10 protein-coding genes and 1 pseudogene are annotated in these 11,671 nt (G+C 67.0%); 7 read left to right on the plus strand and 4 right to left on the minus strand.

Annotated elements, in window-relative coordinates:
* Nucleotides 1–4: 4 nt before the first annotated feature.
* The 4 genes from P73_RS26820 to P73_RS11935 all read left to right on the plus strand — a co-directional run bounded on the left by P73_RS26820 (nt 5) and on the right by P73_RS11935 (nt 3,222).
* Nucleotides 5–271: an alpha/beta fold hydrolase gene (locus tag P73_RS26820; RefSeq protein WP_052453219.1), complete on the plus strand. Its 267-nt coding sequence runs from the start codon at nt 5–7 to the stop codon at nt 269–271.
* Nucleotides 272–311: 40 nt separating this feature from the next.
* Complete coding sequence (locus P73_RS26825) at nt 312–842, plus strand: alpha/beta fold hydrolase (protein WP_052453220.1); 531 nt, start codon at nt 312–314, stop codon at nt 840–842.
* Between the two features lie 53 nt (nt 843–895).
* Nucleotides 896–1,885, plus strand: a complete 990-nt coding sequence (locus P73_RS11930; protein ID WP_052453221.1) for an aldehyde dehydrogenase family protein — start codon at nt 896–898, stop codon at nt 1,883–1,885.
* A gap of 341 nt (nt 1,886–2,226) precedes the next feature.
* Nucleotides 2,227–3,222 (plus strand): NAD(P)-dependent oxidoreductase, encoded by a 996-nt coding sequence (locus P73_RS11935; RefSeq protein ID WP_052453222.1) that lies wholly within the window; start codon nt 2,227–2,229, stop codon nt 3,220–3,222.
* Between the two features lie 276 nt (nt 3,223–3,498).
* On the opposite strand, the gene P73_RS11940 is transcribed toward P73_RS11935, so the two are convergent.
* Entirely contained in the window at nt 3,499–4,410 is a 912-nt protein-coding gene (locus P73_RS11940; RefSeq protein WP_043869728.1) for a LysR family transcriptional regulator, read from the minus strand.
* Between the two features lie 121 nt (nt 4,411–4,531).
* Here P73_RS11940 and P73_RS11945 point away from each other — a divergent pair.
* From P73_RS11945 to P73_RS11955, 3 genes and pseudogenes are all read left to right on the plus strand, one after another.
* A pseudogene (locus tag P73_RS11945) lies at nt 4,532–5,309 on the plus strand (glucose 1-dehydrogenase).
* Nucleotides 5,310–5,350: 41 nt separating this feature from the next.
* Complete coding sequence (locus P73_RS11950; RefSeq protein WP_043869729.1) at nt 5,351–6,256, plus strand: NADP-dependent oxidoreductase; 906 nt, start codon at nt 5,351–5,353, stop codon at nt 6,254–6,256.
* Between the two features lie 111 nt (nt 6,257–6,367).
* On the plus strand, nt 6,368–7,414 hold the full coding sequence (locus tag P73_RS11955) for an LLM class flavin-dependent oxidoreductase (protein ID WP_043869730.1): 1,047 nt from the start codon (nt 6,368–6,370) through the stop codon (nt 7,412–7,414).
* A gap of 124 nt (nt 7,415–7,538) precedes the next feature.
* On the opposite strand, the gene P73_RS11960 is transcribed toward P73_RS11955, so the two are convergent.
* The 3 genes from P73_RS11960 to P73_RS11970 form a co-directional block, all read right to left on the minus strand.
* Nucleotides 7,539–9,359 carry a PHA/PHB synthase family protein gene (locus P73_RS11960; protein WP_052453223.1) on the minus strand — a complete coding sequence of 607 codons (1,821 nt, stop codon included), beginning with the start codon at nt 9,357–9,359 and terminating at the stop codon, nt 7,539–7,541.
* Nucleotides 9,360–9,467: 108 nt separating this feature from the next.
* Complete coding sequence (locus P73_RS11965; RefSeq protein WP_043869731.1) at nt 9,468–10,550, minus strand: alpha/beta hydrolase; 1,083 nt, start codon at nt 10,548–10,550, stop codon at nt 9,468–9,470.
* 6 nt (nt 10,551–10,556) lie between these two features.
* Nucleotides 10,557–11,669, minus strand: a complete 1,113-nt coding sequence (locus tag P73_RS11970) for an ABC transporter permease (protein ID WP_043869732.1) — start codon at nt 11,667–11,669, stop codon at nt 10,557–10,559.
* Nucleotides 11,670–11,671 lie beyond the last annotated feature (2 nt).

The raw sequence follows: 11,671 nt of genomic DNA on the forward strand, positions 1-11,671 counted from the left end.
GATCATGCCTTTCGTAACCACCGAAGACGGTGTCGAGATTTTCTACAAGGACTGGGGGCCGAAGGACGCGCAGCCCCTGCATTTCCACCACGGCTGGCCGCTCAGCGCCGACGACTGGGACAACCAGATGCTGTTTTTCCTGAACGAGGGCTTCCGGGTCATCGCCCATGACCGGCGCGGGCATGGCCGTTCGGCGCAGGTGAGCGAGGGCCACGACATGTGGATCACTACGCCGCCGATGCCTCGGCCGTGGTCGAGCATCTCGATCTGAAGAATTCCATTCACATCGGGCATTCGACGGGCGCGGCCAGGTGGCGCGCTATGTCGCGCAATACGGGCAGCCGCAGGGCCGCGTCGCAAAGGCGGTGCTGGTCAGTTCCGTTCCTCCGCTGATGGTCAGGTCCGACGACAACCCGGACGGCACCCCGATCGAGGTGTTCGATGAATTCCGTGCCGCGCTTGCCGCCAATCGTTCGCAATTCTTCCTCGATGTGCCCTCCGGCCCCTTCTATGGCTACAACCGCGACGGCGCCGAACCGTCCGAGGGCGTGATCAGGAATTGGTGGCGTCAGGGCATGATGGGCAGCGCCAAGGCGCATTACGACGGCATCAAGGCCTTTTCCGAAACCGACCAGAGCGACGACCTGAAGGCGATCACCGTCCCGGTGCTGGTCATGCAGGGCGATGACGATCAGGTCGTGCCCTACAAGGCGGCGGCGATCATGCAGGACAAGCTGTTGCAGAACAGCGAGCTGATCCTCTATCCCGGCTTTTCTCATGGAATGCTGACGGTCAATGCCGATGCCGTGAACGCAGATTTGCTGAAGTTCATCCGCAAATGAACGGGGCCGCAGATCACGTCGCGCCATCGGACCCGCGGTCGCGGGAAGCGGAAATGCGTCCCGCCGGCCGGTGCATCGCGGACGATGGGCCTGTCGGGCAGCAATCCAGAGATCGTTCCGAACTTGCGGCGATCCTCGAGCGGCAGCGGAAATCGTTTCTGTCCGAGGGTCCGCCTGATGCACGCCAGCGCAAGGAAAAACTCCGGCGATTGCGCTCTGCGGTGCTGGCGCACCGGCTTGAACTGGCGGACGCGATCAGCGCGGACTTCGGCAACCGCTCGCGCTATGAGACCGAGATCATGGAAGTCGTGCCGGTGATCCAGGCGATCGACTACCACAGAAGGAAGCTCCGCCGCTTCATGACGCCTGAACGCAGGCACGTTGCGCTGCCCTATCGGGCGGGGCACGCCCATATCGAATATCAGCCCAAGGGCGTGATCGGCATCATGGCGCCGTGGAACTATCCCTTTTCCCTCGTCATGGTGCCCTTGGTCACGGCATTGGCTGCGGGCAACCGCGCCATGATCAAGCCTTCGGAACTGACGCCGCGAACCGGCGAGGTGATCCGCCGGATGCTTGCCGACGTGTTCGGACCGGAGGAGGTCGCGGTGGTCGTCGGTGGACCGGAAATCGGCGCGGCATTCAGCGCGTTGGCGTTCGACCATCTCCTCTTCACGGGCAGCACGCAGGTGGGGCGCAAGGTGATGAGGCGATCGCCTTCATCAACGCGCCCTCGGCCGCTCGCGCTCTACTATTTCGGCGAGCGTGACGGTGACTGCGCGACCCTGTTGACGCGCACGACATCCGGGAACGTCGGCATCAACAACACGCTCATGCATGTCGCCATTGATGACCTGCCCTTCGGAGGCATCGGCCCGAGCGGAATGGGCGCCTATCACGGTGTCGAAGGGTTTCGCTCGATGAGCCATGCGAAGGGCGTTTTCATCCAGGGGCGGTGGACTCTGTCCGGCCTGTTACGGGCCCCGTTCGGGAAAATGGCAGATCTCGCACTCGCCGTGACACTCGGGCGTTCCGTTCGCTGACTATCTTGCCCGCGGCGTTGCGACCGGCGCGCTGATCGAGAGGACTCGCTCCGCCATCGAGAGCCGCGGTGCAGCGATCTGGCAAGGCGCACGGCGGGCGAGGCGGGTTGAAGCTGCGCTAGGGCGTAAGCATCGTTCACATCATCACCCGGTGTGGGGCCGGACGGACCTGTCTCGCCGCTCGCCCCTGTTCGCGGGCCTCATGGCTCTGGCGCGCCGGTCTGCCGATGCGCCGCATCAGCCGCCGCAACCCGGCCGGCAGAAACAACTGCTTAAAAACCCGAGCCGTGATCCTAGAATACCCCGGAGGCCATAACACGAATCAGACGTGGAGCGGGCAGATGACCGAACACAACACCGTCGCAATCGTGCGCTCCCCGGCGGCGCGGTCCTTTTTCGATCCCATTGCCGAGGGTCTTGCCGGGGCGGGCTGCGAGGTCACGGAGTTCGAGACGCTGGACGCGCTGATCGCCGAACCGGAGGCCGCCTCGCGCTGTGCCGTGCTGGTCACGCCCGGCGCGCTTGTCGTGGATGCGCGCGTCCTCGATGCGCTGCCCCGCCTGCGCGGGCTCGTCTCGCCGTTCATCGGCATCGAGGGGTTCGATGTCGGGGCTGCGACCCGGCGGGGGGTTCTCGTTGCCAACGGAAGCACATGGCAGAATGTCGAGAGTATGGCCGAGGCGACGGTCCTGCTGATGCTCGCGGCGCTTTACGATCTCGACGACGCGCGGGACCAGCTCGCGGCAGGCTGGCGCAGGCCCGGCGGCATGCGATCGCGCATGCTCAAGGGGCGGACCGTCGGCGTGATCGGCTACGGACGGATCGGGCAGGCGGTGGCGGCGCGGATCGCGCCCTGGGAGGTTTCGCTGCTGGTGTCCACGCCACGGCTGAAAGTGCCGCTGCCGGCCGGTGCGGAGCATGTGGACCTGGAGGCGCTGCTTTCGCGCAGCGATATCGTTCTGGTCCTCGCCTCGCTCAATGCGGAGACGCGCGGCCTGCTCGGGCAGGCGGAGCTCGACCGGATGAAGCAGGACGCCGTTCTGGTGGTCACCTCGCGCGGCGGCATCGTCGATGAAGCGGCCCTCGCGGCGATGTTGCGACGGCGTCCCGAGGTCCGGGCGGCCCTCGATGTCTTTGCGACGGAACCGCTTGCGGAGGACAGCCCGCTGCGCGATCTGCCCTCGGCCATCCTGACGCCGCACGGCATCGGCCACACGCGCGAGTCCATCGCGTCGCTCGCCCCGGCGGCGATCGCGGCGGTGCTCGATCTGGTGGCGGGCAGGCCGCCGGAGATCGTCTGCAACCCCGACGTCCTGGACACCTGGCCCGCCGGATGAGGCGGAGACGCCGTGGCGCGACAGGCAACGCGGCCCTCCGCGGGTGTTTCGGACGGGCAGGCGGGTTGGGTCCGCGGCGGCACCGGGACAGAGCCCGCCCGATGTCGAACGCCCGTGCGGCGGATCGTCGTGGCACCTGCGGCATGCCCCCGACATCAGGTGCTGAGAACGGAAGGCGCCGAGACGTGCTTCCGAACGCGGCCGGCGCGCGTCGGGTCGGATCCCGTTGCCGTCAGCTCGCCTTCCGGGTCGCGGCCCGGATCGCGGCGCCGGGCGTCATTCCGTCGATCGCGCCGGTTCCGTGCCGAACTCCTCGGTCAGCCGGGCGATCAGCCAGCTCCCCGCCGGTCCGGGCGGGGTATCGAGCTTGTGCACGATCTGGAGCGGATATTGCCCCTCCCGGAAATCCGACATGTCGAGACGGCACAGGCGCCCCGCCTCGATATCGTCCCGCACCATCGGCTCCGGCAGGATGCTCCAGCCGACGCCCGCAAGCAGCAGGGCACGCGCCGATGTCAGGTCGCTGACCCGCCATGTCGAGCTCGAGATGACGACGCAGGACCGCTGGCCGGCTTCGACCGAGTCGGCCATGACGATCTGGAGATGATCGCGCGCGGAGGCATTGGAGCCTGCGCGCGCCATCGGGTGATCCGCGCCGGCGACCGGAATGATCCGGACGGCATCAATCTGCGTCGCGGCGAGCCCCTCGGTGTTCATGTGAAGCGCGCCCCCGAGGCCGAGCTGGCTCTCTCCGCTGCGCAGGAGACGCTCGACACCGCCCAGAGCCTCGCTCCGGATGCGAAGGGGCACGGCGGGGAACTCCCGGTGGAATGCCCGCAGCGTCCGGGCAAGGCGGTCCAGCGGCACGATCTGATCCACGGCCAGGGTGACTTCCGCCTCGAGCCCCTCGACCAGCGCCTTGACCCGTGCCCGCAGCATGTCCGCGCCCTGCACGACCGCGCGGGCCTCGGTCACCACCGCTTCTCCGGCCTGCGACAGCACCGGCCTGCGGCGTGTTTCGCGGTCGAAGAGATCGAGGCCGAGCTGGCTCTCCAGCGTGTCGATGGCATAGCTGATCGCAGAGGTGGCGCGGCCGAGCTTCCTTCCGGCGGCGGCGAAGCTTCCGGTCTCCTCGACGGTCAGGAGGACCTGCATCTGGTCCAGGCTCAGGGCGGGCGCCAGCTTCATTTCAGATTTCCTGAATACGGTTTTCAAAACTGTTCGGGTTTTTATACAGGGGCGGTTTCGGTAGATCAATGGTCGGACCCGGTGCTCCGGGGGGACGCTTTCAGGACGCAGGAGGCCGGAGATGGCGGAATTCGACGGAAAGGTGGCTCTGGTCACCGGAGCCGGGAGTGGTATCGGCCGGGCCTCCGCGCAGGCTTTCGCGCGGCGCGGCGCCAGCGTGCTGGTCACCGATGTCAACGACGAACAGGGCGCCGAGACCGTCCGGCTGATCGAGGCCGAGGGCGGTGTCGCCCGGTACCGGCATTGCGACGTCTCCTCCGCCGAGGAGGTCAGGGCCGCGGTCGAGGCCGCCGTCGAAAGCTTCGGCGGGCTGCACTACGCCCACAACAACGCGGGCACCCCCGGAAAGCCCGGCCTGCTCCACGAAACCGATCGAGATGTTCCGGCGCGTTTCCGACATCAATGCGCTCGGGACCTTCCTCTGCATGAAATACGAGATCGCCCATATGATCGCGCATGGCGGCGGGGCGATCGTCAACACCGCCTCCGGCTCCGGGCTCGGCGCGTCGCCGTTGCAGCCGGCCTATGTGGCCTCGAAACACGCCGTGGTCGGGCTGACGAAGGTGGCCGGCACGGATTACGCCGCCAAGGGCATCCGCGTGAATGCGATCTGCCCCGGCGTGGTGGACACGCCGATGATGCAGGCCTGGATCGGCGGCGACCCGAAGATGCAGGAGTTGATGGATGCCGCCGAGCCGATCGGGCGCATGGGCCGGCCGGAGGAGATCGCTGAGGCGGCCGTGTGGCTCTGCTCGGACGCGTCCTCCTTCGTCACCGGCGTGGCCCTGCCGGTCGACGGCGGTACGGCGGCCGTCATCGGCGGCGGCGCGGTCGAGTGACCCGCGTGAACACCATCCCGGAACACGAAAAGGAGACAGAAATGAAAGCCGTCCAGTTCAGTGAATACGGAGAGCCGGAAGTTCTGAAACTCGTCGAGATCGAGGAACCGCATGCCGGCGCGGGCCAGGTGCGGATCGCGGTCAAGGCGGCCGGGGTCAACCAGATCGACTGGAAAATCCGGGCCGGATATATGAAAGAGTTCATGCCGCTCGAGTTTCCCGCCGGGATCGGGTTCGAGGCCGCCGGGGTCGTGGACGAGGTCGGTGAGGGCGTGACGGGTGTTGCCGTCGGGGACGCCGTTCTCGGCTTCGGCATGGGCACGATGGCGGAATACGCGGTGCTGACGGATTGGGCGAAGAAGCCCGACGACATGCCCTTCGAGGTGGCCGGCGGATTTTCCCTTGTGATCGAAACGGCGATGCGCAGCCTCGACGGGGTGGGCGCGGCATCGGGAGAAACCATTCTGGTCTGCGGCGCGGGCGGCGGCGTGGGCTCCGCCGTGGTCCAGATCGCGCGGGCGCGCGGGATCATCGTAATCGGCACGGAAAGCCCGGCGAAGCAGGACTATCTGCGCGAGCTCGGCGCCAGTCCGACGACATACGAACCCGGACTTGCCGACCGTGTGAAGGCGCTCGCGCCCCAGGGCATTGACGCGGCCCTCGATCTCGCCGGCGCCGGGGTCATTCCCGAACTGATCGGGATTACCGGCGATGCGTCGCGGGTGCTCTCCATCGTCGATTTCAGCGCGCCGGAACATGGGGCGCACTTCTCGCCCCAGCGGCAGGAAAATGCCGGCAAGGCGCTGGAAGAGGCCGTCCGGCTCTATTCCGAAGGGGCCTTGAAGCAGCGCGTGGGCAAGATCTTCCCGCTGGCGCAGCTCGCCGAGGCGCACACGCTCGCCGCCCAGGGGGATGTCACCGGCAAGCTGGTCATCACGGTGAACTGAACCAGGGATGGCTAACGCCGCAACCCACCTGCGGCAGCCATCCGGAAGATGCCTGCGATACACGGACGGCCTTTCCGCGTCCGGGTGTTCAGGCCAATCATGCGAGGCCCCATGGAAATCGGACTCTTCACCTTCGGCGATGTCGGCACCAACCCGCACACGGGCTATTCCGTCACCGCCGATCAACGCCTGCGCAATGCGGTCGAGGAAATCGTGCTGGCCGACCAGGTCGGGATCGACGTCTACGGGCTGGGAGAACATCACCGGGCCGATTACGCGGTCTCGGCCGTGGCGGTCGCTCTTGCCGGCGCGGCGGCGCAGACGAAGCGCATCCGCCTGACCAGCGCCGTGTCCGTTCTGAGCTCCGACGATCCGGTGCGGGTCTTCCAGCAGTTCGCGACGCTCGACGGGCTGAGCGCGGGGCGCGCCGAGATCATCGCCGGGCGGGGGGCCTTCGTCGAGTCCTTCCCGCTCTTCGGCTACGATCTGGGCGATTACGATGACCTCTTCGTCGAAAAACTGCACATGCTGCTGGAGATCAACAGGCAGGACCCTCCGCGCTGGCCGGGCAGCCCCCACACGCGCCCCCTCGACGGGCTGGGGGTCTATCCGAGGCCGTTTCAGGAGCGGCTTCCGGTCTGGATGGCGGTGGGCGGCACGCCGCAGTCGGCGGCGCGTGCGGCGAGCCTCGGCCTTCCTGCGGCCTTCGCGCTGATCCTCGGCGGCGAATGGGCGCGGATCGCGCCGTTGCTCCAGCTCTATCACCAGACGGGCCACGGCGCGGGGCACGATAGCGCCCGCCTCAAGACCTCGCTGAACGTCCACGGCTTCGTCCATGACAGCATGGAGAAGGCCCTCGACATCTACTATCCGGCGCATTCCGCCTGGTTCGCGCATCTCGGGCGCGACCGCGGCATGCCGACGCAGAGCCGAGAGCAGTTCAGGGCCCTGTCCGGTCCGCGCGGCGGCTATTTCGTCGGCGGGCCGAGCGAAGTGGCCGAAAAGATCCTCGCGGCCCATGAGGTGCTGCGGTTCGACCGTATCCTCATCGAGATGGGGCTGGGGATCATCGACCACCGCCAGCAGCTCGAGGCGATCGAGATCCTCGGAACCCGCGTCATACCGGAAGTGCGCCGGGGGCTCTCGAAACGCGGCTAGCCGGTGACGGTCCCACCGGGACGGTGTGCGATGCAACCTCCGGCGACCTCACGGCGCCTTTGCCGACGCCGGAGGACAGGACATTGCCCGGTGCGCAGCGGCATCGTGGGTCCGGGCAGGGCGGTCACTTCTGGAAGACATAGGTTCCGGGCGCGGCCGCCAGGGCAGGCGTTCCCATCGGCGGCGGCGGGGCCGGGGGGCCGGAGCGCGCCGCCAGCCAGGCCTGCCAGGGCTCCCACCACGACCCCTCGACCGGCTCGTTCGCAGTCTTCCAGTCGGCGGCGGAGAGGAGCGGGGCGTCATGTCCGCGGGTGGCGATGCGGTGGTGGCGGCGGGGGTGGCCCGGAGGGCTGACGATGCCCGCATTGTGCCCGCCGGAGGTCAGGGCGAAGGTCACCTCGCAATCGGTGAACTGGTTGATCTTGTAGACCGATGTCCAGGGCGCGACATGGTCGCGCTCCGTACCGACCGTGAAGATCGGCACGCGGATGTTCTGGAGCAGGGCCGGGCGCCCGTCGACGGCGTAGCGGCCGGAGGACAGCTCGTTTTCCAGGTAGAGCTTGCGCAGATACTGGGCGTGCATCCGGTAGGGCATCCGCGTGCTGTCCGCGTTCCAGGCCATCAGGTCGGTCATCTGCCCGCGTTCGCCCATCATGTAGTCGCGCACCATCCGCGACCAGACGAGATCGTTGGAGCGCAGCAATTGGAAGGCTCCCGACATCTGGTCGTCGGAGAGATAGCCGCGGTTCCACATCATGCTTTCGAGGAAATGGAGCTGGCTCGGGTCGATGAAAAGAGCGAGCTCTCCGGGTTCGGTGAAATCGACCTGCGCGGCCAGCAAGGTCAGAGAGGCGAGCCGGTCGTCGTTCTGTCCCGCCATGGCCGCCGCCGCGATCGACAGCAGCGTCCCGCCGAGGCAGTAGCCCGTCGCGTGCACCTTCCGGTCCGGGACGATGGCATTGACCGCATCGAGCGCCTCCATGATGCCCATGCGGCGATAGTCCTCCATCTCCAGATCGCGGTCCGAGGCGTCGGGATTGCGCCAGGAGATCGCAAAGACCGTGTAGCCCTGTGCCACGAGCCAGCGGATCAGCGAATTCTCCGGCGAAAGGTCCAGGATGTAATATTTCATGATCCAGGCGGGCACGATCAGCACCGGTTCGGGATGCACCGTTTCGGTGGAGGGCTCGTACTGGATCAGTTCGATCAGGTGGTTGCGGAACACGACCCGGCCGGGCGTGCAGGCGACGGTCTCGCCCGGAACGAAGGCTTCTGTCCCTACCTCCGGGCGGTCCGTCGCGCGGCGCCCCTGATCCTCCAGGAAATTCTTCCAGCCGTTCAGGAAATTCAGCCCGCCGGTGGAGAGCGTCCGGGCGATCACCTCCGGATTGGTGAAGGGCGTGTTGGAGGGGGAGAACACGTCCAGCATCTGTTTCGCGGCGAAGGACACGACCTCCTCGTGATGCCGGGTCACGCCGGGCACCTCATGGGTGACGTTGTGCAGCCATTGCTGCTGCAACAGGAAGGCCTGCGCCATTTGCGCGAAGGGCGCGCGCGACCACGCCTCGCCGGAGAACCGGCGGTCTCCGGGCAGGGGCTCGATGACCGGCGGCGCGTCGGCATCGAGCGCGGAGGACCATAGATAGGCCAGCAGCCGCTGCCATTTCCGAACGGCCTTCCACTGCAGTTCCATGCGTTTTCCGGGGGCGGAGGCGAGGTGGAAGGCCCAGTCGAAGGAGGCCATGGCGGCCGATCCGGGGGAGATGCCGTTCGTCATCTGGCCGGCGAAGGCCTCGCGCACGCGGTCGAAGGCGCGGAACGCCTCGATGCCGAGCGGTTCGCCGTCCTGGGCCGCGGCAGGTGCCGGGCGGCTCCGCGCCGCCGGTGCCGTGTCCTCCGGTCCGGTGACCCGGTCGATGTGCGGAAGGGCTGGGGTGCTGCGCATGTCGCCTCCTGTCCGGGCTGTCCGGGCGTGTCCGGATGCGATCTAGCATGAAAGGGGATCAAAAATCAACATATGTTGACTTTTCTGCCCAGTAGCGACCGCCGGCCGCTACTCGGTCAGGACCGTTTCGATCCGCCGGAGCGTCAGGCCGATGGAGTCGAACACGAAGGCGCCGGCCTCGCGAATGCCGCCCAAGGCCGTTTCCACCTGCGCGATCTCGCCGCTGGAGATCAGGCCGAGATACCGCCGGTGCGGGATGTCGCTGCTCGGAAGCGAGGTGATGTCGATGACGCGCACGCCCATCGCCCGCGCCGCTTCCTGGACCCGCGGATCATGCACATCCACGAGACCGAGCCGGGTTCTGCGCGAGGACAGGCGCGAGGAGACCTCCAGCGTGCGGTCGTCGGAGGAAACGAGCACGGAGACCGGATGGCGCGTGCTTCCGATCACGGTCATCTGTTCGCGGAACAGGTCGAGATCTATGTCGGGGGCGGCCAGGACGACTTCCAGCCGGTTCAGGACCGCATCCTGTCCCGTCAGTCTCAGCTGGCGCATCGCTTCCATGGTCAGGCGCGCGCCCATGCTGTGCGCGAGGACGAGCAGCGGGTCGTCGGGCCGGCGCGGTGCGGCGAGCTGGGCGAGCAGGTCGGCCAGCGCGTCGCGGGAATAGTCCGCGGCGTCGCGATCGGTGAGATAGGCGGCGACATGCGCTTCCGAAGGCCAGGAAAACAGGATCGGAACGCCCTCGATCTCCACATCGGCGGACATCTGCGCGGTGCGATAGAGCGCTTCCTGAAAGCTGGTGTTGAACCCGTGGACATAGACGCCCGCCGCCGTGTTCGAAGCCGCTCGCAACAGCGCCGCACGGTCGAGATCGGTCCGCCGCAGGGTGACGAAGGCCGTCGCGGGGTCCGGCACCCGGCCTTCGGCCGGCCATTCGATCACGCCCGGCTGGTGCTGCGGCGGGATGGAGATGTCGAAGGCGGCATAGGAGGGCTCCGGCGCGCGGTCCGCCCCGAAGGCATAGGGCCGGTCCGGCATCCGTTCCCGCGTGGTCACGACATGGATCCTCACGACGTCAGCGGCGGCGGGCGCGGCCACGCCCTGCGGCGCCAGGACCTCGGGCGCGGGACGGGCGGTGCAGGCGGACAGCGCGAGCGTCGCCATCAGCAGGAAGCGGCTGACTCCCATGGATCTCTACCTCAGGAAATTTCGGAACCGCTGCAATGCGAGCCAGAACAGCACCGCGCCGATCACGGCGAGGGCGAGAAACTGGGGCCAGACGGTCCCGATCCCGGCGCCGCGGAAGAGGATCCCCTGCGACAGGATGATGAAATGGGTGTTGGGCGCGACCAGCATGATGTTCTGGATGATCTCCGGCATGGATTCGCGTGGGGTGAGCGAGCCGGAGAGGATCTGCAACGGCATCAGGACCAGCATCATCAGCAGCGCGAATTGCGGCATCGTTCCGGCAATGGTGGCCATGAAGATCCCCAGGGCCGTCATCGCGAAGAGCATCAGGATGGCGCCGACGAGAAACAGCGGAATCGAGCCTGCGATCGGGACCGAGAGCATGCCCTGGACCACGACGATCAGCGCGAAGGCCGAGCCCAGCAGCACCACGCCGCCCATCGACCAGATTTTCGACAGCATGATTTCGGTCGCCGTGACCGGCATGGCGAGAAGGTGCTCGACGGTTCCGTGCTCCTTTTCGCGGATCAGCGCCGCGCCGGTCAGGATCAGCGACAGCATCGTGATCGACTGGATCACGTTGGTGATCCCGCCGAACCAGACCGGATCGAGCGACGGGTTGTAGCGCGCGCGGAGTGCCAGTCCGACGGGCAACGCCGCCTCGGCGCGGTAGCCCGACACGTATTCCGACACTTCGTTGCCGACGATCTGCTGGACATAGCCGCCACCGGTGAAGGCCTGGGTCATGCGCGTGGCGTCGATGTTGAGCTGGATCTGCGGCACCTTTCCGGCCAGCACGTCGCGTTCGAATTCCGGCGGGATATTGAGTGCGAACGTGTCCATTCCGGCATCCATGCGCGTGTCCATCTCCGCCGTGGTGATCATCTGGGGCGGCACGAAATAGGGCAGGTAGAAGGCCGAGGTGATGCGCGAGGAGAGATGCGACTGGTCTTCGTCGACGATCGCGATGGCGGCCTTCGACAGCGTGTCGGGGGCCGCACGGGTATTGGTATAGATCGAGAGGCTGAAGGAATAGACGATCAGCACCATCATGATCGGGTCTCGCCAGAGACCGCGCAATTCCTTGATGCCGAGGTTCCAGACGTGCTTGAGCTTCATGC

Source organism: Celeribacter indicus, assembly GCF_000819565.1.
Lineage (GTDB): Bacteria > Pseudomonadota > Alphaproteobacteria > Rhodobacterales > Rhodobacteraceae > Celeribacter > Celeribacter indicus.

Excerpts from the sequence above, each read along its gene's own strand:
- P73_RS26820 (WP_052453219.1), top strand. The coding sequence starts at position 5 with ATGCCTTTCGTAACCACCGAAGACGGTGTCGAGATTTTCTACAAGGAC.
- P73_RS11930 (WP_052453221.1), top strand. The coding sequence starts at position 896 with ATGCGTCCCGCCGGCCGGTGCATCGCGGACGATGGGCCTGTCGGGCAG.
- P73_RS11935 (WP_052453222.1), top strand. The coding sequence starts at position 2,227 with ATGACCGAACACAACACCGTCGCAATCGTGCGCTCCCCGGCGGCGCGG.
- P73_RS11940 (WP_043869728.1), bottom strand. The coding sequence starts at position 4,410 with ATGAAGCTGGCGCCCGCCCTGAGCCTGGACCAGATGCAGGTCCTCCTG.
- P73_RS11950 (WP_043869729.1), top strand. The coding sequence starts at position 5,351 with ATGAAAGCCGTCCAGTTCAGTGAATACGGAGAGCCGGAAGTTCTGAAA.
- P73_RS11955 (WP_043869730.1), top strand. The coding sequence starts at position 6,368 with ATGGAAATCGGACTCTTCACCTTCGGCGATGTCGGCACCAACCCGCAC.
- P73_RS11960 (WP_052453223.1), bottom strand. The coding sequence starts at position 9,359 with ATGCGCAGCACCCCAGCCCTTCCGCACATCGACCGGGTCACCGGACCG.
- P73_RS11965 (WP_043869731.1), bottom strand. The coding sequence starts at position 10,550 with ATGGGAGTCAGCCGCTTCCTGCTGATGGCGACGCTCGCGCTGTCCGCC.
- P73_RS11970 (WP_043869732.1), bottom strand. The coding sequence starts at position 11,669 with ATGAAGCTCAAGCACGTCTGGAACCTCGGCATCAAGGAATTGCGCGGT.